This window comes from Stenotrophomonas sp. BR163, from assembly GCF_047520985.2.
Classification (GTDB): domain Bacteria; phylum Pseudomonadota; class Gammaproteobacteria; order Xanthomonadales; family Xanthomonadaceae; genus Stenotrophomonas; species Stenotrophomonas sepilia.
The window spans coordinates 60,621-81,975 of the sequence record NZ_JAXBRE020000008.1 but is presented as its reverse complement, the minus strand read 5'-3'; the positions used below and the strand labels follow the sequence as shown (position 1 = coordinate 81,975).

Here is a 21,355-nt window from a genome sequence, read left to right as displayed (position 1 = left end):
CTTCACCGGACAACCTGAACCCCTTGGCCGGCGACCCGCTGGGCGTTCCCGCCGGTGGGCGCCATGGGGTCGCGCATGCGTTGGCCCAGCTGGGCCTGTTCTGCCTGCCGGCACTGGTGCTGACCGTGCCGATCAACCTGCTGCCGTATGGCCTGCTGTTGCTGCTCAGCACGCTGCTGGCGCCGGAGCTGCTGTGGCGCGCGCGCGGCATGGCCGGTCAGCCGGTGAAAGTGCTGGCCTGGCTGATGCTGGCGGTGCTGGCGCTCGGCGTACTGTCGGTGGTCTTGTTCGAGCAGGGCCTGCGTGACGTCGACAACCGCTCGCGATTCGTGGTGATCCCGTGGATCGCGCTCTGGGTCTGCGCGCTGCGTCCCAACCTGCGGTGGCTCTGGTACGGATCATTGACCGGCCTGCTCGCCACCTTCGCGATGTCGCTGTGGCAGGTGCTGGGTGGCGCCGCGCGCGCAGAGTTGTTCACCAATGCCATCGTGCTGGCCGACATCGTGATGGTGTTGATGGTGCTGCTGGTGTTCTGTCGCCCGTCGCGGCGCTGGTCGCTGGTGATCCTCGGCATGGCCGCCGGCTGCGGCACCATCGTGCTGACCGGCAGCCGCGGCGTGTTCGCCGCCCTGCTGGCGCTGCTGGTGGTGCTGGCACTGAGCCTGCGCTGGCGCACCGGTGCGGCGCGCCTGTCGGTGCTGGCCGGCATGCTGGCGATCGGTGCGACCCTGCTGTTGTCGGTACCGGAGCTGCGTCACCAGGTGCGCCTGAGCGAGCTGCACAGCGACGTGCAGCGGATGGAGCAGGGCGACAGTGATTCTTCCGCCGGGGCCCGCGTGGAACGCCTGCAGGTGGCCTGGGAGACCTTCCTCGATCACCCGCTGGTGGGCGTTGGCATCGGTCATTTCGACAGCGCGATGCTGCGCGTGCCGGTCTGCCGCGAGAATCCGGAAGAGTTGCGTTGCCACCTGGGGCATGCACACAACGATGTTGCCGAATGGGCAGCGACCCAGGGCGTACCGGGCCTGCTGCTGTTGCTGGCGGTGTATGGCATCCCGCTAGGGTTGTTCGTGCGGCTTCATCGCCGCAGCGGACGGACGACCTTCCGGGGGCCGGCCGCAGCCGGCATCATGCTGGTGATCACCTATGCGCTGTGCGGCCTGACCCAGTCGATGTTCGCGCACCAGATGACGGCCAGTTTCTATGTGACCCTGGTCGGCCTGCTGACCGGCCTGTCGATCGTCGAAGGCGCGCGCCACCGGGCAGTCACCGGGGCGTGACGCATCGGCGCGCCGGGCAGGGCCCGGCGATCAGGGGTTCGGCGGGTCGGCCACGGCCTGGCCGTTGCCCAGCATCCACAGCATGATGGTCTTCTGGCGCACGTAGTTGGCGCGCACATAGGCGTAGACCAGGCCATGCCAGCCGTCGCGGAAGCCGCCACGGAACACGAAGCCGCGCCAGAACCGCCAGGCCGGTGCCAGCACCAGCTTGCCCAGCGTGGCCCGCTTGCCGCGCGCGAACTCGTGCTCGGCCATCATCCGCGCGTACTTCTCGGTCTTGGCCAGCTGCTGCTGCAAGGAGCGGTAGGGGTAGTGGACCAGGTCGCCGCGCAGGGTACCGACACTGCCATCGACGCTGGCGGCCTCGTGGATCTCGCGCTTGCCGCGCCAGCCGCCACGGCGGCGGTCGAACAGGCGCATCACCCGGTCCGGGTAGGCATTGCCATGGCGCAGGAACTTGCCGAAGTACTCCGACAGGCGTGCGAAGCGATAGCCGGCATGGCCAGCGAAGCCACCGTCGCGGGCCTGTTCGATGGCCTCACGCAGTTCCGGGCTGATCCGCTCATCGGCGTCCAGGCACAGCACCCAGTCGTGGCCGGCCTGCTCGACGCAGTACGCCTTCTGGCTGCGGAAGCCGTCGAACGGGCGCTGCAGCACGCGGGCGCCTGCGGCCTCGGCGATGGCCACGGTGGCATCGGTGGAGTAGGAGTCCACGACGACGATCTCATCGCAGAAGGCCAGCGAGGCCAGGCAGTCGCCGATGCGGCCGGCCTCGTTGAACGCGATAATGCATGCCGAGATGCGAGGCCGTTCGATGGGAGCGGTCGTGGAGGACATGATGGCCGGGTACCTGTTGTTTGCGACGGAGCGCTATGCGCTGCCTATTCTCGCCCCGTTGGCGCAGGCCTTGCACGTCTCCGGGCAGGAGGTGGCGGCCTGGTTCGAGGGCGGCGCGGCCGGCAGCCAGCTGCCGGGCGTGCCCAACATCGGCCTCAAGCAGGCGCTGGCAATGCGGCCGCGGGCGGTGTTCAGCGCCGCCAACTGGGTGCCGACCTTCCTGTCCGGCGCCAAGGTGCAGCTGTTCCATGGCTTCAACGTGGAGAAGCGGGACAGTGCGCGCGGCCACTTCCGGGTGCGCGGCATGTTCGACCTGTACTGCACGCAGGGGCCGGCCACCACCGGGCCGTTTCGTGAGATCGCGGCCCTGCAGGGCCACTTCGCGGTGGCCGAGACCGGCTGGCCGAAGCTGGATCCGCTGTTCCGCGACGATGGTGGCGAGAGCGCCGCGCTGCGCGCCGCCGCTGGAGGACGCCCGGTGATCCTGTTCGGTTCGACCTTCACCGAACGCCTGAGCGCAGCTCCGCACCTGCATGCGCAGATCGCTGCCGACATCGCAGAGGGCAACCGCTACTGGCTGCTGACCCTGCACCCGAAGTGCCCACCGGAATTGTTCGAACGCTACCGCGCGCTGGCCGGTGCCAATGCGCGCTTCATCGAGCCGGAGCAGGTGATGGCCGCACAGCGCGCCGCCGATGTGCTGGTGTCCGATACGTCCTCGATCGTTTCGGAGTTCATCGTCCAGCACAAGCCGGTGGTGACCTTCCGCAACCGGGTGCCCAAGCCGCACATGATCGACTTCGATGACCCGGTGCAGCTGCCGGCGATGCTGCAGCGCGCGCTGCATCCCGACGCCGCGCTGCACGCGGAGATCGTGCGCTACGCCGATGCCATCCATCCGTACCGCGATGGCCTGTCCAGCGAGCGCGTGATTGCGGCTACCGAGGATTTCCTGTCCGGTGAAATGGGCGTGTTGCGGCGCAAGCCGTTCGGCAGCTGGGTACGCGACCTGCAGATCCGCAAGGACCTGGGGTATTGGGGGCCGTCGCAGCGGTAAGCCGAGCGTGGGCTCGGCTCTACAGTAGATCCACGCCATGCGTGGATGCGCGGCCCCCGGCACTACCTACCAGCGCAGCTTGCGCCGCGCCAGCGCGGCCGCCAGTTGATCCATCACCTGTTGCGCCTGCGCCTGCGGCAGGTAGTGCAGGATCAACGCCACATCACCATGCGCGCCGGCGGTATCCAGCTGCAGGCTGCTGGTGCCCAGCAGCTTGTCCAGTGGCGAGCGCAGCAGGCGCAGGCCCTGCACCTTGTCCAGCTCGGCCCAGCGCCACCAGCGCTTCCACCAGCCGCCACGCACGGCGACGTAGTGGTCATCCAGGTACCAGCCCATGCGCGCCATCTGCCGGTGGGCCACCAGCAGCGCCAGCGGCAGCCAGGCCAGCACGATCAGGCCCCATGATCCCCAGCGCCAGTACGCGGCGGCGGCCAGCAAGGGAACCAGCAGCAGCGCGCCCAGGCACAGCCGCCACCAGCCACGCTGCGGAATGGACTGCCATTGCGCCGGCGGCCACTGCAGTTGAGGCAACAGGTGCTGCACCAGCTGCTCGCAGCGCATTGCCGGGGCCAGCGGTGCCAGTTCGCGCAGAGCGCGGTCCTGGTCCCGCGAAGGGCCGCCGGCGGCGCTGTCGACGCGCAGCTGGCGCAGGCCGAACCAGCGATGCAGGGTGGTCTCGTACAGCGTCCAGGCCTGGATGCGGCGACGCGCGACACTGCTGCGGGTTCGGCTGACCAGGCCAGCCGAGACGGTCAGCCGGCGATCCTGCTCGCTGAGAGTGAAGCCGTGATAGCGCAGCAGGGTCAGCACCACCGACAACGCACGCAGCGCCAGCCAGCCCAGCAGCAGGGCTGCGGCCAGCAGCAGGAAGGCGCCGGCCACGCCGGGATGCAGGTGGCTTGCGTAGCCGAAGGCCTCCCTGCCACCACGCTGGATGGCCGCGTCCATCACCGGCCGGGGCACGGTCTGGAACAGCACGCCGAAGGCGGCGATCGCCAGTGCCCATCCGCGGTTGGAGAGCAGGCCCATGCGCACCACGTCCCAGCTCGACAGGCGCAGCAGCACCTGTTCGGTGTCGGCCCCGGTGATCGAGGGAGTGGCAACGGCGTCGGCGGGCTGCGGTGCCTGCCCACGCTGGCGCACCAGCCGTTCCAGCGCCAGCGCCTGGTCCAGCCTCAGTACCCGCATCTCGGCTTCCGGCCGCACGCCGCCGGCCGATTCCAGGCGCAGCTCGGCCACACCGAACAGCCGGTGCAACGGGTTCTGCCGCACTTCCACGTTGTGGATGCGGGCGAACGGGATCTCGCGGCGGTTGCGCGCCAGCAGCCCGCTGCGCACGGTGATGGCATCGCTGCCGATGCGGTAGCGGTAGCTGAGGTACTGCAGCACCGAGACCAGCACCAGTGCCGCGATCGCCGACAGTGGAATCAACTGCGCCCACATCGGGTCGCGCTCGCCACGCTGGCCGAACACCAGCAGCGCGACCAGCGGCAGGAAGTAGTGGCGCAGCTGCATCAGCAGCACGAACAACCACGACCACGGGTGCAGGCGATGGTCCTCGCCACCGGCAGGCAGCGATGCGGGCAGGGGCGGCGGCAGGCTCACAGGGCGTCGGCGTCCTGGTCGAGCTGGTGCGAGAGGGTGTCGCGCAGGCGCTCGGCGTCGGCTTCATCCAGGCCGTTGACGGTGACCGCGCTCATGCGGGTGCCGGCAGTGTGCACGATCAACGTGGCCAGGCCGGCGCGGCGCTCCAACGGGCCCCGGCGCAGGTCCAGGTGCTGTACGCACGATATGGGAATGCGGGTTTCCAGCTGCCACATCAGGTCGCGGCGCAGGCCCAGGCCCTGGTCATCCAGGCGCCAGCGGGTGCGGGTCAGTCGCCGGCGGCCGAGCCAAGCGCCGAAGAGGATGCCGATCAGCAGCCCCAGGGCGGCAGTCCACAGGCCGCCGGGCAGATCGAAGAACCAGGCAGCTGCGGCCAGTGGCAGACCCGGTACGAACAGTCCGCCGAAGGCGCCTTCCAGTGCGGCCAGGCGGGCGGCACGTTGCGGCAGCGATTGCCAGGCTTCGGTGGTCGGGGCGATAGGGGCGACGTCGGTCACGCGGGCTCCGTCAGGTGGCAGGGCGAGCGGCGGCGGCGGTGGCCGCACCGCGCAGACGGTAGCAGGTCGGCTGTGTTACTGGGCAGCCTGGATCAGCGCATCGACATCCAGCAGGTGGCCAGCACGATTGGCCTTGGTGCGCAGGTAGTGCTCGTTTTCCGCGGTGATCTCGCCGGTGACCGGAATGCAGTCCAGCACCTCGATGCCGGCGTTGCGCAGGCGCTGTGCCTTGGTCGGGTTGTTGCTGAGCAGAGCCACGCGCGAAATGCCCAGGCCATGCAGCATCGCCACCGCACTGCCGTAGCGGCGTTCGTCGGCACCGAAGCCCAGCTGCGCATCGGCGTCGATGGTGTCCAGGCCGTCGTGCTGGTAGCCGTAGGCGCGCATCTTGGCGGCGATGCCGGTGCCGCGGCCTTCCTGGTCCAGGTACAGCAGCACGCCACCGCCCAGTTCCTTCAGCTTGCGCAGCCCGCGCCGCAGCTGGTCGCCGCAGTCGCACTTGAGCGAGCCGAACAGGTCGCCGGTCAGGCACGAGGAGTGCACGCGTACCGGTACCACCGACGACAGGTCCGGTTCGCCGACGATGATCGCGACCTGGTCGCGCTGGGCCACGCCGCCGCGGAACACCGCGAAGGTGGTCATGCCGACGTCGCGCAGCGGTACCGGCGAACGCGCCACCAGTTCGTAGTCGTGGGCCGCATGTGCTGCGCCTTCGGCCAGGTCGCACAGGGCCACCTCGGCGGCACCGTCGAACGTGTGGTCATCCACGTCCAGGCGCACCGCGACCATCGCCGGCAGCAGCAGGCCCAGGCGGGCCAGCTCCACCGCGCCGGCATCGAAGGCGTCGCCGGCCGCCCAGCCGTCGGGCATGGGGCCGGGCTCGCGCAGGTAACCCAGCGAGGGCAGGGTATCGAAGGCAATGCCGGCCAGCGGCAGGCGCGCGCCTTCCGGTGCTTCCACGCCGAGCACGCGGGCGCGGGTGGCGGTCAGGAACAGGTAGTGGCGCTCGCGCGCGGCAGCGGCGAACGTGGCAAAGCTGCTGGCAGTGGCGCTGTCCAGTGCAATCACCGCCAGGCGCTGGCCCTGGCCATCGTGGAGCAGTACCGGGCGACCGGCACGCAGTTCGGCCACCGCGCGTTCGCAGCGGATCGCGGCGGGGTCGCCGAACAGGGAAGAGGCAGCAGGCATGGCAGGACCGGGGGAGGCGGACATCGCAGTCTCTATGGGGGCGACGGCGTCGTATTCAACGTGGTGCGGCCGCCGGTCGCAGGGGCCGGACGGGCCCGCGTGGTGCGACCGTCAGTGCGGATGCTCTTCGGTCGCGTACGGGTCTTCCTCGCCGCTGCCCGGTGGCCGCAGCGTATAGCGCTTGTAGGTCCACTGGTACTGCGTCGGGTCGCGGCGGGCGATGCGCTCGATGCCGGCGTTGAGCGCGGTGGCCGCCACCTGCGGGTCCGGGTCGGCCACGGCCGGGTCGGTCGGCTCGATGTGCAGGGCGAATTCCATGTCCGGCCCGATGCGCTCGCACCAGCCATACAGCACGGTGGCGCCGGTGCGCTCGGCCAGCCGGTTGACCAGGGTCATGGTCAGTGCCTGCACGCCGAAGAACGGCACGAACACGCCGTCGCCGGCCTTGGGTTGCTGGTCGGGCAGGATGCCGGTGGCACCACCGTCCTTGAGCACCTTGAACAGCTGGCGCACGGCGGGGCCCTCGGCGCGCACCTGCTGCACGTTCTGGCCGCCCCGCACCAGCTGCAGGAAGGCGTCGCTGGCCTCGTCCTCCGGTGGCTTGTAGACGATGGCGATGTGCCCGCGCGAGGCCAGCCACTGGTTCAGCAGCTCCCAGTTGCCGAAGTGGGGGGCGGCCACGATCACGCCCTTGCCGCTGGCCAGCGCCGCGTCGTACAGGGCTTCGCCGTGGCGCTGCTTCAGGTGCAGGCGCAGGTTGTCGGCCGGCCTCTGGCTCCAGAGCCGCAGCGTCTCGATGGCCTGCAGGGCAGTGGAGCGCAGCAGCTCGCGGTGCAGGCGGTCGCGCGCCGGACCGTCCAGTTCCGGGTAGGCCAGTTCCAGGTTGCGCCGGGTGACGCGGCTCTCGCGAGCGTTGAGACGGACCCACGTCCACGCCAGGGCATGCGCGAACCCCCGCAGCACTGGCCAGGGCAGGCGGGCGAACAGGGTGGTGGCGCGGTAGACCAGCCGGGCTTTGCGTTGCGGATTCATCGGCGCCAGTTTAGCCAAGGGCGCTGCTATCGTGGCCGGCCCTGTTCATTGGAAGCCCACGATGCTCGTCCTGATCCAGCGCGTCAGCCAGGCCGCCGTCCATGTCGACCAGGAAGTGGTGGGGCAGATCGGCCCCGGCCTGCTGGCCCTGGTCGGCATGGAACCGGGCGATACCGAGGCCCAGTTGCGACGGATGGCCGAGCGCCTGCTGGGCTACCGGGTGTTCGCCGACGAGGCCGGGAAGATGAACCGGTCGCTGCGCGACACCGGCGGCGGCCTGCTGCTGGTCAGCCAGTTCACCCTGGCCGCCGATACCCGTTCGGGCATGCGCCCCAGTTTCACGACCGCCGCACCGCCGGACGAGGCTGAACGCGGGTTCAATCGATTTGTCGAGATCTGTCGTGAAAATCACGCGCCCGGGGTGGAAACGGGCCGATTTGGTGCCCATATGGTCGTCAGCCTGGTCAATGACGGTCCCGTGACCTTCCTTCTCAGGCCCTGAGCCTGCGGGACCACCGCCCGGCAGGCGGGGCCCCGGGCTGGTATAATGCTACGTTCCCTATTTCTCCCTAGCCGGTGGCGCGAGCACTACATGGCCAACGAACGTCCTGCCCAATCCGAAATCAAGCAACTGATCAGCAAGGGCCTGGAACAGGGCTACCTGACCTACGCCGAAGTCAATGACCATCTGCCGGACGACATGGTCGACCCGGAACAGATCGAAGACATCATCGGCATGATCAACGGCATGGGCATTGATGTCCATGAAGTTGCGCCGGATGTGGAAACCCTGCTTCTCAACGATGGCAACACCGGCAACCGCGAAGTCGATGACACCGCGGCTGAAGAAGCTGCCGCCGCGCTGAGCGCGCTCGACACCGAAGGTGGCCGTACCACCGACCCGGTGCGCATGTACATGCGCGAAATGGGCACCGTCGAGCTGCTGACCCGCGAAGGCGAAATCGCCATCGCCAAGCGCATCGAGGAAGGCCTTTCGCAGGTCCAGGCGGCCCTGGGCCAGTTCCCGGTTTCGGTCGAGTCGCTGCTGAACGACTACGAAGCCCACAAGGAAGGCAAGAAGCGCCTGGCCGAAGTGATCGTCGGCTTCAACGACCTGGTCGATGAAGAGCCGGCACCGCCGGCGGTCGTTGCCGATGACAGCGCCGATGCGGACGCCGAAGGCGACGAGGACGAGGACGACGATGTCGACGGTGGCGATGAAGAAGCCGCACCGACCGGTCCGGATCCGGAGGAAGTCGCCGCGCGCATGCAGGCACTGAGCGATGCCTTCAACGCTTTCAAGAAGGCCGCGACCAAGGGCGACAAGAAGAACCTGCCGCGCCTGCGCGAAGAGATGTCGGCGGTGTTCGTCACCCTGAAGCTGCCGCTGCCGCTGACCGACGTGCTTACCAAGCAGCTGCGCGACACCATGGCCGACATCAAGTCGCATGAGCGCCGTGTGCTGAACCTGGCCACCGTCACCGCGCGCATGCCGCGCAAGGACTTCATCCGTTCCTGGGAAGGCAACCAGACCAACCTGGAGTGGGTGGAAGACGCACTGAAGCGCAAGCAGAAGTGGTCGTCGGCCCTGCGCGAAGTGAAGGACCAGATCATCGCCGAACAGCAGGCGACGATCGACATCGAGAAGCTGACCCAGCTGGACCTGGAAGAGCTGAAGGAAATCAGCCGTGCCATGGCCTACGGCGAAGCCAAGGCGCGCAAGGCCAAGAAGGAAATGGTCGAGGCCAACCTGCGCCTGGTGATCTCGATTGCCAAGAAGTACACCAACCGTGGCCTGCAGTTCCTCGACCTGATCCAGGAAGGCAACATCGGCCTGATGAAGGCCGTGGACAAGTTCGAGTACCGCCGCGGCTACAAGTTCTCGACCTACGCCACCTGGTGGATCCGCCAGGCGATCACCCGCTCGATCGCCGACCAGGCGCGCACCATCCGTATTCCGGTGCACATGATCGAGACGATCAACAAGTTGAACCGCATTTCCCGCCAGATGCTCCAGCAGTACGGCCGCGAGGCTACGCCGGAGGAGCTGGCCAAGGAAATGGACATGCCGGAAGACAAGATCCGCAAGGTGATGAAGATCGCCAAGGAGCCGATCTCGATGGAAACCCCGATCGGCGACGACGAGGATTCCCATCTGGGCGACTTCATCGAGGACACCAACGTGGAGTCCCCGATCGAGAACACCACCAACATCAACTTGTCCGAAACCGTTCGCGACGTGCTGGCCGGCCTCACCCCGAGGGAAGCCAAGGTGCTGCGCATGCGCTTCGGCATCGACATGAACACCGACCACACGCTGGAAGAGGTCGGCAAGCAGTTCGACGTGACCCGCGAGCGCATCCGCCAGATCGAAGCGAAGGCCCTGCGCAAGCTGCGTCACCCGAGCCGTTCGGAGCAGCTGCGCAGCTTCCTGGATATCGATTGATAGCCAGCGGCTGTTGAAGCGTTGAGAGAAACCCCGCCTGGTGCGGGGTTTTTCTTTTCTGGGCGTTGCGCGTGCCCTTCCTGCTTTTCTGTAGAGCCGAGCCATGCTCGGCTGCTGTTCGCGATGACGTATCCGGCAGATCTTCTCAACAGGTGTCGGTTGCTTGCCGCACCATGTGACGCAACTGGCCTGAGAATTGTTGAAACCTTCGCCGCGATTCATCGTCGCAGGAGACCGTCACCCGGCCGAAGTCCAAGTGGCTCAACGATCCAAGTACCCAGCTTCGAGTGCTGCGCGCAGACGCTGTCGCAATCGCCAATTGAAGCCACTACCTTCTCTTCCACACAGTCCTCCGCAGGTGCTCAACACACCGTCGTAGGCGGACTGTCTGCCGCAACAGCAGGCAATCCAAGGTCAATCCGCAACACTCGCCATTCCGGTGAGCCAAGGGTTTCTGGCCGGGTGGCGCGCAGCCATACAAGACCCTGCAAGGGGAAAAGCTGCGGGCGGCCCTACGACCGTGTTGAAGCACCCGGTCGCCTCTCTCAACAGGAGGCGGAAGAGGTTCGACGAATCGTAGGAGAGTGAGTATGGGGCTGACGGAGATTGGCGGTGGGTGCGGCTGGGGTGTCTCGGATACGCGTGGCTGCGACTTTCCCCCGTTGTTGGACTGGGACGATGTGCTGCGTGATGAGCGCGAGGACCCATTGGGGTTCGCACGACGAGCGACGTTGGCGTTGCTGACGTTGTCAGGTGCGGAACTGGTCGAGGGCTCTGACGGCGGCAACCAGAAGGGACTGGAAGAGGCCAGGCGGACGGTGGCGCTGTTCCAGGCACATCTGCGGCGGCAGATGTGGTTCGCGGAAGCGGCGGAGAAGCGGTTGGGGCGTGTTGCTGAGGCTCTTGCTGCTGCCGGGTAGCCGATCGAGCGCGGCCTCCACTACACTGTGACGCTGCGCAGGGCCTATAGCTCAACGGTTAGAGCAGGGGACTCATAATCCCTTGGTTCCAGGTTCGAATCCTGGTGGGCCCACCATCTACTGATCCGACAGCGTCCAGATCAGTCCGAATATCCTAGCAAAACGGCCGTAATCCAGTGGTTTCGTGTCCGGCCGGGTCCGGTCGCGTGCGCCTCCATCCAGCTGGAACGTGAGTAACGGTGCGAGTAAGATGATCGGAAGATCTCCGCTTACTCACATATCCGTTACTCACAGCCATGTTGACAGACACCAAGCTGCGCAGCCTCAAGCCTCAGGGCAAGGTCTATCGCCTCGCCGATGCCAATGGGCTGTGCGTCGAGGTGAGGCCTTCTGGAGCCAGGATCTGGCGCTATCGGTACCGGTTCGCCGGCAAGGCGAACATGCTCACCATCGGGGACTACCCGGCGATCTCATTGGCCGAAGCTCGCGCCGAGCGGGACAAGGCCCGGGCCCAGCTCAAGAAGGGCATGGACCCGGGCCTGGTGGTGAAGATCGAGCGAGCGGCACAGGAGGAAGAGGCCGGCAATACCTTTGGCGCGCTTGCTGAGGAACTGGTGACGCAACGGGCCACGAAGCTGACCCCTGGGTCAGTCGTTCGGGAGCGCCGGATGCTGGAACGCGATCTGGGGAGTATCGGTGATCTGCCCGTTCGGAGCGTGACTGCGCCAATCCTGCTCAAGGCCCTCCGGAAGATCGAGGCCCGTGGAGCAGTCGAGACGGCGCATCGGGCTCGCGCCGCCGCGGGCATGGTCTTTCGCTATGCCATCGCCACCGGCCGTGCAGAGAACAACCCCGCCCTGAGTCTTGCCGGTGCGCTGACCCCTACGAAAACCAAGCACTTCTCCAGCCTGACTGAGCCAGAGGAGGTAGCAAAGCTTCTCAAGGCGATCTACGGCTACCAAGGGTCGCCCATCGTCTCCGCCGCGCTCAAGCTTTCGGCACTCCTGTTCGTCAGGCCGGGCGAGCTCCGCGCGGCGCGCTGGGAGGATATCGACCTGGGTGCTGCTGAGTGGCGTTACATCACCAGCAAGACCCAGACCCAGCACATCGTTCCCCTGGCTGGGCAGGTAGTCGAACTTCTGGAAGATGTCCGACCCTATGCAAGGAAAAGCCAGTACGTTTTTCCGAGCGTGCGGAGCGTCCAGAGGCCGATCAGTGAGAACACGATAAACGCCGCTCTACGGAACCTCGGGTTCGACGGCACAATGATGACTGCCCATGGCTTTCGGGCCATGGCGCGAACATTGCTGGACGAGGTGCTTGGGTTCAGGCCGGATTTCATCGAGCATCAGCTCGCCCATGCGGTCCGGGATCCGCTGGGGCGGGCGTACAACCGGACTACTCACCTGGAAGAGCGCAGGAAGATGATGCAGGCTTGGGCAAACTACTTGGATGAGCTCAGGCGCAACGCATAGTGGAGCGTCCGCGCTTCAAACGCCCAAACCGGACCGTCGCCTTCTGTCTCGACGCAGTTCCGCTGCATGAACTAGCAGCCTTCCTTTCCGATGGGGGTTTACTCCTTTTCGGCGGCGCCAATATCGATTAACCATGCCCTCTTCAAATCCGGGACAGGCAAGCGCCAATATCCGGCCTGTCTAGCCCGTGTTCGGCCGCTGGTCTTGCATGAACTGGACCCGCAAGGGCGCTATACTTGCCATCGAAAGCCGTCTAATGGGGTGCAAGCGGCGGATTTTAAGTGCTTTTTTCCCGCCATTCGTAGGGGGTGCGGTGGCAGAGAAAGAGGGCGTCGCTAGGTCCGCTCGGACGGCGCTAACGATCTGGCCGATCCGGGGAATTCTCCACGCGGGTCATCTCCAAGCTGGGTGCCCGGGGGAGCCGATCTGGAACGCCAACAAGTTTCTCAGTAGGGGGCATGATGACAAGTCAGGGCGAAACCAATGAGCAGATGGAGCAATCGCTGATCGACATTGCTGTCGAGAGTTGGCGCTTCTCGCGTCTGTTCGGGAAGGTGGTCGGCAAGCTAGACGCGGGCGAGTCAGGCCGCTACATCAACCAGATCCGCTACTTCCAGAAGAAGGTCGAGGAAAGCCTGGACTCAAACGGTCTGAAGCTGGTCAATGTCGAGGGACAACCCTACGACGCAGGGATGGCGGCTTCTGCCTTGAACTTGGGGGATTTCGCCCCGGACGATGTGTTGCTCGTCGAGCAGATGCTGGAGCCGATCATCATGGGGCCGAAAGGGCTGCGCAAAGAAGGCACGGTAATGCTCAGGAAGGTGGAGGCATGAAATACGTCGGTATCGATCTCGGCACGACCAACAGTGCCATCTGCTCGTTTGATGGTGAAAAGATTCACCTCTACAAGAGTCCTGAGCAGCACGATGTAACGCCTTCGGCCATCTTCATCGACCGGCGCGGTAATAAGTACGTCGGTTCGCGTGCCTACAACAGCGCCGCAAAGAATCCCGATAACGCGGCTGTGCTGTTCAAGCGCCTCATGGGCACAAGCACCCCCGTGAAGCTGCCCGCGGTCAATCTCACGATGACGCCGGAAGAATGTTCCGCGGAGGTGTTGCGCTCACTCTTTGGCTATCTGCCGGAGGAGATTCGTGGCGATGGCGACACGGGCAGCGTCATCACCGTTCCGGCCGCGTTCAACCAAATGCAGAAGGACGCCACGATGGCCGCCGCCGATGCGGCTGGGCTTGGACGGGTTGCGTTGATGCAGGAGCCAGTCGCTGCCGTGATGAGCGTCATGCGCCAGCGGAAGAACGACGGTATTTTTGTTGTGTACGACATTGGTGGTGGCACGCTGGATGTCGCCATTGCGGAGAGCATTGGCGGTCGAGTGAACCTGCTTGCTCATGGCGGCATTGCCATGTGCGGCGGACGGGATTTCGACCGCATTCTGTTCGACAACGTCGTCAAACCGTGGCTGCTCGACAACTTTGATCTGCCGGAAGATCTCGCATCCAATTCACAGTACAAGTCACTCCGCACCATTGCGACTTGGGCTGCTGAAAAAGCCAAAATCGCGTTGTCGCAGAGCGAAGAGTCTGTGATCAGCCTTGCTGAGAACGAGTTGGGTGTACGTGACCAAGCTGGCGAAGAAATCTACCTTGACATCCCGATCAGCCGGACTTTGTACGACGGTTTGATTGCGTCCAAGGTAGATGAGTCCATTCAGGCCACCCGAGAGAGCATTGAGAAGGCAGGCTTGAGTTCTCACGACGTTGAGCGGATCGTCTTCGTGGGTGGGCCAGCTCAGTACAAAAACTTGCGCGACAAAGTTGCTTTTGAGCTGGGCATCGCGCCATCCACCGACGTGAACCCGATGACGGCGGTTGCCGAAGGCGCGGCGGTATTTGCCGAATCCATCGACTGGGCTTCGCAAAGCCGTGGACGCAAAAGCGCACGTGGCGCGCTCAGTGCCGGTGGTGCGCTCGACCTATCGTTCAACTACATCGCGCGCACGCCGGAGCCGAGGGCGAAGATCGTCGCCAAGCTCGGTGGGCTCGCGCCCGCGGGTGTCGAGTTCCAGATCGACAGCCTCGACACGGGCTGGTCATCCGGTCGCGTCGCGCTGAAGGACGGCGCAAGCGTCGAACTCAGCCTGGCCAAGCCCGGCGACAACATCTTCAAGGTGTTCGTGTTCGACTCGAACGGCGCACCCGTTGCCTTGGGTGAGGACAAGATCGTCATCGCGCGCACTGCCGCCAGCATCGATGCCATCCCAGCATCGCACTCCATTGGCGTGGAAGCCCGCGACAAAGTTGGCGGGCGCTTGGTGTTGGACTATCTGATCCGTGAAGGTGACCAGTTGCCCAAGAAAGGCAAGAAGTCCTTCAAGGCGGGTGAGTCGCTCAAGGGCGGAAGCGCTGGGTCGATCAAGTTCAAGCTGTGGGAAGGTGAAATCTCCGACCCCATCACCGACAACCGCTTCATCGGCATGTTCGAGATCAAGGGAACGGATTTCGATGATGGTGTCATCGCGGCAGGGGCGGAGCTGGTCTGCGAGTTTGAAGTGCTCGACTCCGGCAACATCATCTTGGAGGTTTCGGTTCCCTCCATCAGCGGCTCGTTCCAGAGCGGGCGCAACTTCTACTCCAGTCAAGAGGGCAAGCTCGACTACACCAATCAGGCCAGAAACATTCAGGAGCAGTCCGAGCACACACTCGAACGTCTGGAAGAAATGGCCTCGAAGGTGGATGACCCGCGTCTGGAGCAGGCCCGCGAGAAGCTGGAACAGGCCAGCACCATCGAGTCCGGCGAGGCTGACCCAGAAACGGCGAAGCAGGCGATGGACAACGTGCAGGAAGCCAAGCGCCTGCTGGCGCTGACACGCAAGGAACACCTGAAGGACATCCGTCAGCTTGAACTGGACAGGGCGGTCGATTTCTTCGAGAAGGCCGTGCGCCAGCATGCCCGTCCCACCGAAGCATCGGCGTTCGACAACTTGGTGAAGACGGCGCAACGCGCTCTCGACAACAACAGCAGCGATTTTGAATCGCACCTGGACGATCTGCGCAGTCGCAACTTCATGATCCTGTGGCGTCAGGACTGGTTCGTGATCGATCACTTCAAACGTATGGCTCAAGCCAGTTACCTTTTCTCTGACGCCAGAGAGCACGCACAGCTTGTGGCGCACGGAACCGAAGCCATCAAGGCCAATGACATCGACAAATTGCGAGCAGTGGTTGGCCAGCTTTTCTCGATTCAAGTTGGCTCTGCGGGTGATGACGACATGATGGCCGGTGCCAATATCGTTCGGAGTTGATCCTCATGGCTCTCGATGCATGGCTCCCTATTGGATTCAAACTGCCAGACGGCGCGAAGGTTCGCGTCGCCTTGTTCGAGGGCGCGGATTGGCAGGTGTACGACACCCAAGGCGGCGGTCGTGCGCTGGTCGTCCACGACGATCTGGGCGTTCGCTGGCAAGACGCAGGACTGATTGACGAGGGCACGTTCGACGCCTTCCGGTTCGGAGATCGGCCGTTACGAGCCATCTCATGCGCGCCAAGCCAGACCCTGTTGCCGGTCAGCGAAGCGAAATCCCCTGACAACAAGGCCGAGGCGCTGTCGTTCGCCTTGGCGTTGAAGGCCACGCGCGACATCGATGCGGAATCGCCGTTGCAAGACGCGCTCTACGTCGAAAAGATCACCCGCCTGCTGCCAACCTACAGCATCAGTTCCTGCACCGGCGATGATGTCGTGCTCGGTTACTGGCTGACGGGTGGAACGAGTATTCCGGCTTCCGCTTTCCGCAGATTGCGCCAGAACATGAGCTGGATCGGTGCAGGCCACTTGAAGGATGTCGTGCAGGCGGCGGGGTTCGAGGTGGGCGAACTCATCCCGCTCGAACGCAAGCCGGAAGCGCCAACCGAGAATACCGAGGCCGCTCCCGCTGAAGAAAAGGTCGAGACCAAGCGCAGTGCGCCCGAACCCGACAAGGTCTTCGAACTCGCCGGGCGTCCCGAACTGGCCGCCTTCTTCAACGAACACATCGTTGACATCATCCTGCACCGTGACCGCTACAAGGCGCTCGGCATCGAATTCCCGTCGGCGGTGATCCTGCACGGCCCTCCGGGTTGCGGCAAAACCTTCGCGGTTGACCGGCTGGTGGACTTCCTCGGCTGGCCGAGTTTCCAGATCGATGCCTCCAGCGTCGCCAGCCCGTACATCCACGAGACCAGCAAGAAGGTCGCGCAGGTGTTCGACAAGGCGATGGAGAGCGCGCCGTCCGTGCTGGTGATCGACGAGATGGAAGCGTTCCTTGCCGACCGCGAGATGGGGTCGGGTCATCACCGCGTGGAGGAAGTAGCCGAGTTCCTGCGCCGTATTCCGGAGGCAGCGAAGAACGACGTGCTGATCATCGCCATGACGAACCGCATCGAGATGATCGACCCAGCCATCCAGCGCCGTGGGCGTTTCGATCACCTCATCAAGGTGGATTTCGCCAGCCAGGTCGAGGTGCAGGCGTTACTGGACAACCTACTGTCCTCGTTGCCGAAGGAAGCGGACGTGGACGCCAAGCCGCTGGCGAAGGAACTGGCGGGCAGGCCACTGTCGGACGTCTCTTTCGTGGTGCGCGAAGGCGCGCGACTGGCGGCACGCGGCGGCAAAGATCGGCTGGATCAGGCCAGCTTGCTGGCCGCCTTGCACTCGTCACCGGCACGGGAACGTGAGGGTGGCGCTGAGACAAAGCGACGGATCGGATTCATTTAGGAGATAGGTGTGGCTGGGGGAGAAAACGACAAAAAAGAAGAAGGCAGAGGCTTTGCAGGCCTCTCCTCGCTTGTGTCCGATGTGGACACGACGCCGCCTCCCGCTGCAAAGAAGGAACCTGCTGCCGCTGCGCTGAGTGCCCCGCGCCCGGCTCCGCAGCCTGCTCAACCGCAGCCACAGCCGCAACCGAGCCAGCGTCAAACCTATCAAGAACCTCCGCAGCCGTCCTCCGGCTCATCCGGCGGCAAGTGGGTGTTGGGCATTGCCGCCGTCTTCGGAGTGCTTTGGTTGATCGGTCAGGCAGACAAGCCAACAACCTCCTCAGCGCCCAGCTACTCACCACCAACGCAAAGCGCCGCGCCGAGCTATACGCCACCATCGCAGCCACAAGCACCATCACGGCCGGTTGAGACCAAGCCGCCGGTCGGCCAAGACCTCGTGCTCTCACGGGAGCAGATTCGGTATTGCTTGGCCGAAGACATTCGCCTGGATGCCACGAAGTCCGCCGTCAATAACTACGTCGATGCCGATGTGGATCGCTTCAACGCGATGGTGGCCGACTACAACAGCCGTTGCAGTTCATTTCGATATCACACCAACAATCGAGGGCGCAATGATTTGACCAGCGCTCAACGAGACATTGAGCCATACCGGAGTCAACTTCAATCCGAAGGTAGGAGCAGGTTTACTCGCAGTCCCACGGGGTCGCTATCGCCTCAAGAGCCATCTCGCCCAGCGGCGGACGTAACCGTGCAAGCTATCCAGAGCAAACTCAATGAACTTGGCTACGAAGCTGGCGCTGCTGACGGACTGATGGGCAGAGATACTCGTTCAGCAATCATCGCATTCCAGCAGGACAGAGGCTTGGCTGCGACGGGAGTGGCAGATCAAGCGTTGCTGCTTCAGCTACAACGTGCTCCTGCCCTCACATCAACTCCATCAGTAGATAGCCGCCCCGTCAGCACCCCAGTTCAGTTGTCATCCGCAGAGGCCGCTTCGCTTGAGGCAGCGTGCTCAACAGACAAGTACGTCAATGGCCCTGCTGCGTATCGAACGTGCGTGGATCGCCAAAAAGCAGCTTTGGCAGCAGGTGTGCGGCGGCCAAACCTTAGTTCTTTGTCTTCCGCAGAACAGCAGTCCATTGAGGCCGCTTGTTCGACTGACAAGTATGTCAATGGGCCTGCGGCCTACAACCAATGTCTAGCGCGTCAACTTTCGGCCATGTCTGGGCAAGGGAGCAGAAGACCCGATCTATCCCGTCTTTCCAATTCTGAACGGCAGTCTATCGAAGCGGCATGCTCAACAGACAAGTATGTCAATGGCCCCGCTGCCTACAACAGATGCCTCAACACCCAACTCGCAGCACTAGATCAACAGGGAGGCGGGCCGGATTTATCCAGGCTTTCGGCGGCAGATAGAGGGTCAATTGAGTCTGCCTGCTCAACGGACAAATATGTCAATGGGCCAGCGGCATACAACAGATGTTTGTCTGAGCAGTTGGCAAGACTACGGTGATGGTGAGCGAGCGAAGTTATGGCAATGGCGATCTGCTTCAAATGTGGTTCCGCGAAATCCGGCGCACTCGTCGCCTGCCGGCAATGTGGTGCTGCGCCTCAAACAAGTAGCGAATACGCCGTCTCGCTGGCGCTGTCCGACCATCTGTCGTCCAAAGATCAACTGGCGCAGTACAGCCACGAACTGCGCAACGGCCAGAAACTGTCCGTCCCCCGCGAGGCGCTTGTTCAGGCTCTGGAGGCGCTGAAAGACCCGCAGCTTCTTGCGATGCTTCGCGCTCAATCGACAACATCATCCGCGCCTGCGCCTGCACCACCAGGCTCGGCAACGACTCAGCGACCGCCACCCGTTCCCCCTACTGCCCAGAGGACGGCTCCGCCGCCAATTCCAGTCAAGCCGCAATCTCGCCTCACCACGACTGCACTACATCAGTCGGCGTTTGCGGTCTTGGGCGTAACGATCCGCGACAACCGCAGACGCATCGTCGAGTTGACTGAAGAAAAGTCGCTGGAACTGGATCACGACGTTTGCCAGAAGGCACGCTCCGACCTGACGAACCCGCGCACACGCCTGAATGCAGAGATCGCGTGGCTTCCCGGCGTCTCGCCACGCAAGGCCACCCAGTTGGTCGAGAACCTGATCAGCGATCCGATGGCGATCCGAGAGGAATCGAGCCTCCCGACGCTCGCCCATCTGAATTTGCTGGCCGCTGCGTTCGAAGCCGTGGATGGCAAGCACGATGTAGACGACTTGGCCGAATTCATTATGGAGACCGCGTACCTTGCGGAGGAACTATACCCAGAGGATGTGCTGCGCGACATCAATGAGGATCGAACCGCATCGGGCTTTCCGGAAGTGCGTGCGCTCGACCAAATCGAGGCCGAGCTGACGGAGCGCAAGCGGTATTACCGGACTGCCATCAAGGATGCGCTTGACCGGCTGCCGCCGATGACGCTCATCCAAGTGATGACCGAAACCGTGGATGGCGTGACCTCCGGCGGCGAGGATCATGCACCGGGGCTGATTGATGATCTTGTTGACAGCTACGAGGTGGAAACCCAAGGCGTGCTGCAAAAAGAGGCCGAGAACGTCCACAAACTCATCAAGGCCGCCAGAGATCATGCGGGTTCCGGTGAGGCTGCCGTCAAGCCCTATGTGGACAAGCTCGATGCCGTTGCGCGCAATTGGGACAAGATCGCGCAGCCCATCCAGTTGAGTTCGAAGGCGCGCGGCATCGACCACGAGGCAAGCCGCGACTTGGCCTACAAGATTCGTAGCCTCGCCATCGACCTGTTCAACGAGCATGACATGCTCGCCCAGTCGCAGCGGCTGACCGGACTGATTCAGGAACTTTTTTCCGAAGTGCCGGAGATTTCGGATCGCGCCGAGGAAGACGCGGACGCGCTCGCAGACATCTTCCAGCAGCGCAAGCAGGCCGCAGCGCGTCAGGGCGAGTGGGAGCGCGAAATCACCTACCGCGCTGAGATTGGCGTCATGTTCAAGGACACCTTGAGCATCTCGCCCCAAGGTGCCTCGTGGAAAGGCCAGAATTTCCCGCTCGACACGATCACGCGCGTTCGCTGGGGCGGCGTCAACCATTCCGTCAACGGTGTACCCACGGGGACGACCTACACGATTGCATTTGGAAACCGGAATTCCGAAGCGGTCGTGGAGCTGAAAAAGCAGGATATCTACAACACGTTCATCGACAAGCTCTGGCGGGCAGTCTGCGTGCGCCTGCTCACCGAGATGCTCGAAGCCTTGAAGGCTGGACGTGATCTGTACTTCGGCGATGCGCTCCTGCACGACGACGGCATCACGCTGGTGAAGCGCAAGTTCCTCGGCTCGAACGAGAAGGTGCGCTGCTCATGGGGCCAAGTCCATGTGTGGAGCGCCGACGGCTCGTTCTGCATCGGAGCCAAGGACGACAAGAAGGTCAACACCGGTATTTCCTACATTCATGGAGCGAACACCCACATTCTGGAGCAAGCCATACGCATGGCCTTCAAGAAGCCGGGCATGCGCCGACTGAGTGATGTGTTGCAGTGATTTAGCCCAAAAATTCAATGGAGCAGCGTTATGGGATTTCTTTCCAATCTATTCGGAGGCAACAAGGAAGACAAAGCGCTGCGTGAGGCAATGGCGCACATCCACCGCATCCTCGACGATGAGGCGTTTCAATTGGAACTCGTTCATCCGGCGATGAGGGCGATGCTGGAGTCCGCTCCTGCCTACGACAAAGACCCGAACGGCACGGGTTCGTTTGGTTTCATCGAGACGAATCCGATCCCGGTCAACGGGCCCATTGGCCAACTGGCGTATCTGTCCAGGCTCGAAACCCAATCTGGTCAGCGCATCCTCTTTCATCGACTCGGTGCCATGGGCACAGTGGACGTGTTCGAGGCCGTGTCATTCAACGGAGCCGAGTGGTTCATTCTGTTCGTCGATCTCTACCATCCCCGGCGCTCACGCCTCACCCCGGACGGCTTCCGGTTCACGAAAGATGTCGCTCAGTTCTCCGGCTTCCACAAGTTCTGCGACAACTTCCCCTACGACTTCGTTGAGAAAAAGGCATCCGAGCGCGAATCAGGACTGAGCATGGCGTACATCGCCATCAGCAAGGTGTCCGATCAAATCCAGAACCGTGTTTTCAACAGGCCGCTCGCACACAAGGCCAAGCTCGACCTCGTGAAGAGCCGCCTGTCGAGTTCTCAATCTCAGTAGACGATGGCG

The 21,355-nt window shown here is 63.7% G+C and carries 17 protein-coding genes and 1 tRNA gene; 13 read left to right on the top strand and 5 right to left on the bottom strand.

The window, feature by feature from the left end:
• The first annotated feature begins 23 nt into the window (after nucleotides 1-23).
• The gene (locus tag ACM0PY_RS09050) at nucleotides 24-1,280 is read left to right on the top strand and encodes an O-antigen ligase family protein (protein WP_134972415.1); all 1,257 of its coding nucleotides are present in this window, start codon (nucleotides 24-26) and stop codon (nucleotides 1,278-1,280) included.
• A gap of 30 nt (nucleotides 1,281-1,310) precedes the next feature.
• Here the strand turns inward: ACM0PY_RS09050 and ACM0PY_RS09045 are convergent, their stop codons facing one another.
• Complete coding sequence (locus ACM0PY_RS09045) at nucleotides 1,311-2,117, bottom strand: glycosyltransferase family 2 protein (protein WP_061478126.1); 807 nt, start codon at nucleotides 2,115-2,117, stop codon at nucleotides 1,311-1,313.
• Between ACM0PY_RS09045 and ACM0PY_RS09040 the strand changes: the two genes are divergently transcribed.
• Nucleotides 2,116-3,174: a CDP-glycerol glycerophosphotransferase family protein gene (locus ACM0PY_RS09040; RefSeq protein WP_134972416.1), complete on the top strand. Its 1,059-nt coding sequence runs from the start codon at nucleotides 2,116-2,118 to the stop codon at nucleotides 3,172-3,174. The genes ACM0PY_RS09045 and ACM0PY_RS09040 overlap by 2 nt on opposite strands.
• Nucleotides 3,175-3,240: 66 nt before the next feature.
• Here the strand turns inward: ACM0PY_RS09040 and ACM0PY_RS09035 are convergent, their stop codons facing one another.
• From ACM0PY_RS09035 to ACM0PY_RS09020, 4 genes are all read right to left on the bottom strand, one after another.
• The gene (locus tag ACM0PY_RS09035; protein ID WP_061478124.1) at nucleotides 3,241-4,779 is read right to left on the bottom strand and encodes a PH domain-containing protein; all 1,539 of its coding nucleotides are present in this window, start codon (nucleotides 4,777-4,779) and stop codon (nucleotides 3,241-3,243) included.
• Nucleotides 4,776-5,276, bottom strand: a complete 501-nt coding sequence (locus tag ACM0PY_RS09030) for a PH domain-containing protein (RefSeq protein WP_180885129.1) — start codon at nucleotides 5,274-5,276, stop codon at nucleotides 4,776-4,778. The genes ACM0PY_RS09035 and ACM0PY_RS09030 overlap by 4 nt, the downstream gene beginning before the upstream one ends.
• A gap of 75 nt (nucleotides 5,277-5,351) precedes the next feature.
• Nucleotides 5,352-6,488 (bottom strand): GTP cyclohydrolase II RibA, encoded by a 1,137-nt coding sequence (ribA, locus tag ACM0PY_RS09025; RefSeq protein WP_180885127.1) that lies wholly within the window; start codon nucleotides 6,486-6,488, stop codon nucleotides 5,352-5,354.
• A gap of 87 nt (nucleotides 6,489-6,575) precedes the next feature.
• Entirely contained in the window at nucleotides 6,576-7,496 is a 921-nt protein-coding gene (locus tag ACM0PY_RS09020) for a lauroyl acyltransferase (protein WP_005419590.1), read from the bottom strand.
• 61 nt (nucleotides 7,497-7,557) lie between these two features.
• Between ACM0PY_RS09020 and dtd the strand changes: the two genes are divergently transcribed.
• From dtd to ACM0PY_RS08965, 11 genes are all read left to right on the top strand, one after another.
• The gene (dtd, locus tag ACM0PY_RS09015; protein WP_005419588.1) at nucleotides 7,558-7,998 is read left to right on the top strand and encodes a D-aminoacyl-tRNA deacylase; all 441 of its coding nucleotides are present in this window, start codon (nucleotides 7,558-7,560) and stop codon (nucleotides 7,996-7,998) included.
• A 90-nt stretch (nucleotides 7,999-8,088) separates the two neighbouring features.
• Nucleotides 8,089-9,942 carry an RNA polymerase sigma factor RpoD gene (gene rpoD / locus ACM0PY_RS09010; RefSeq protein ID WP_005419586.1) on the top strand — a complete coding sequence of 618 codons (1,854 nt, stop codon included), beginning with the start codon at nucleotides 8,089-8,091 and terminating at the stop codon, nucleotides 9,940-9,942.
• A gap of 590 nt (nucleotides 9,943-10,532) precedes the next feature.
• Nucleotides 10,533-10,862 (top strand): hypothetical protein, encoded by a 330-nt coding sequence (locus ACM0PY_RS09005; protein ID WP_111200417.1) that lies wholly within the window; start codon nucleotides 10,533-10,535, stop codon nucleotides 10,860-10,862.
• A gap of 40 nt (nucleotides 10,863-10,902) precedes the next feature.
• Nucleotides 10,903-10,978 (top strand) — tRNA-Ile (locus ACM0PY_RS09000).
• A gap of 180 nt (nucleotides 10,979-11,158) precedes the next feature.
• On the top strand, nucleotides 11,159-12,337 hold the full coding sequence (locus ACM0PY_RS08995; protein ID WP_099470507.1) for a tyrosine-type recombinase/integrase: 1,179 nt from the start codon (nucleotides 11,159-11,161) through the stop codon (nucleotides 12,335-12,337).
• Between the two features lie 461 nt (nucleotides 12,338-12,798).
• Nucleotides 12,799-13,170: a hypothetical protein gene (locus ACM0PY_RS08990; protein WP_099470533.1), complete on the top strand. Its 372-nt coding sequence runs from the start codon at nucleotides 12,799-12,801 to the stop codon at nucleotides 13,168-13,170.
• Nucleotides 13,167-15,659 carry an Hsp70 family protein gene (locus ACM0PY_RS08985; RefSeq protein ID WP_099470508.1) on the top strand — a complete coding sequence of 831 codons (2,493 nt, stop codon included), beginning with the start codon at nucleotides 13,167-13,169 and terminating at the stop codon, nucleotides 15,657-15,659. Before ACM0PY_RS08990 ends, ACM0PY_RS08985 begins: the two co-directional genes overlap by 4 nt.
• Nucleotides 15,660-15,664: 5 nt before the next feature.
• The gene (locus ACM0PY_RS08980; RefSeq protein ID WP_242899334.1) at nucleotides 15,665-17,107 is read left to right on the top strand and encodes an ATP-binding protein; all 1,443 of its coding nucleotides are present in this window, start codon (nucleotides 15,665-15,667) and stop codon (nucleotides 17,105-17,107) included.
• Between the two features lie 549 nt (nucleotides 17,108-17,656).
• On the top strand, nucleotides 17,657-18,622 hold the full coding sequence (locus ACM0PY_RS08975; protein ID WP_099470534.1) for a peptidoglycan-binding domain-containing protein: 966 nt from the start codon (nucleotides 17,657-17,659) through the stop codon (nucleotides 18,620-18,622).
• Between the two features lie 18 nt (nucleotides 18,623-18,640).
• Nucleotides 18,641-20,671, top strand: a complete 2,031-nt coding sequence (locus tag ACM0PY_RS08970) for a hypothetical protein (RefSeq protein ID WP_414609401.1) — start codon at nucleotides 18,641-18,643, stop codon at nucleotides 20,669-20,671.
• Nucleotides 20,672-20,701: 30 nt separating this feature from the next.
• Nucleotides 20,702-21,346 carry a hypothetical protein gene (locus ACM0PY_RS08965; RefSeq protein WP_111188966.1) on the top strand — a complete coding sequence of 215 codons (645 nt, stop codon included), beginning with the start codon at nucleotides 20,702-20,704 and terminating at the stop codon, nucleotides 21,344-21,346.
• Nucleotides 21,347-21,355 lie beyond the last annotated feature (9 nt).

Bases quoted from the DNA above. Each gene is read 5' to 3' on its own strand.
- ribA (WP_180885127.1), bottom strand. From the start codon at position 6,488: ATGTCCGCCTCCCCCGGTCCTGCCATGCCTGCTGCCTCTTCCCTGTTC.
- ACM0PY_RS09040 (WP_134972416.1), top strand. From the start codon at position 2,116: ATGATGGCCGGGTACCTGTTGTTTGCGACGGAGCGCTATGCGCTGCCT.
- ACM0PY_RS08985 (WP_099470508.1), top strand. From the start codon at position 13,167: ATGAAATACGTCGGTATCGATCTCGGCACGACCAACAGTGCCATCTGC.
- ACM0PY_RS08970 (WP_414609401.1), top strand. From the start codon at position 18,641: ATGGCAATGGCGATCTGCTTCAAATGTGGTTCCGCGAAATCCGGCGCA.
- ACM0PY_RS09045 (WP_061478126.1), bottom strand. From the start codon at position 2,117: ATGTCCTCCACGACCGCTCCCATCGAACGGCCTCGCATCTCGGCATGC.
- ACM0PY_RS09005 (WP_111200417.1), top strand. From the start codon at position 10,533: ATGGGGCTGACGGAGATTGGCGGTGGGTGCGGCTGGGGTGTCTCGGAT.
- ACM0PY_RS08990 (WP_099470533.1), top strand. From the start codon at position 12,799: ATGACAAGTCAGGGCGAAACCAATGAGCAGATGGAGCAATCGCTGATC.
- dtd (WP_005419588.1), top strand. From the start codon at position 7,558: ATGCTCGTCCTGATCCAGCGCGTCAGCCAGGCCGCCGTCCATGTCGAC.
- ACM0PY_RS08965 (WP_111188966.1), top strand. From the start codon at position 20,702: ATGGGATTTCTTTCCAATCTATTCGGAGGCAACAAGGAAGACAAAGCG.
- ACM0PY_RS08980 (WP_242899334.1), top strand. From the start codon at position 15,665: ATGGCTCTCGATGCATGGCTCCCTATTGGATTCAAACTGCCAGACGGC.
- ACM0PY_RS08995 (WP_099470507.1), top strand. From the start codon at position 11,159: ATGTTGACAGACACCAAGCTGCGCAGCCTCAAGCCTCAGGGCAAGGTC.
- ACM0PY_RS09020 (WP_005419590.1), bottom strand. From the start codon at position 7,496: ATGAATCCGCAACGCAAAGCCCGGCTGGTCTACCGCGCCACCACCCTG.
- rpoD (WP_005419586.1), top strand. From the start codon at position 8,089: ATGGCCAACGAACGTCCTGCCCAATCCGAAATCAAGCAACTGATCAGC.
- ACM0PY_RS08975 (WP_099470534.1), top strand. From the start codon at position 17,657: ATGGTGGCCGACTACAACAGCCGTTGCAGTTCATTTCGATATCACACC.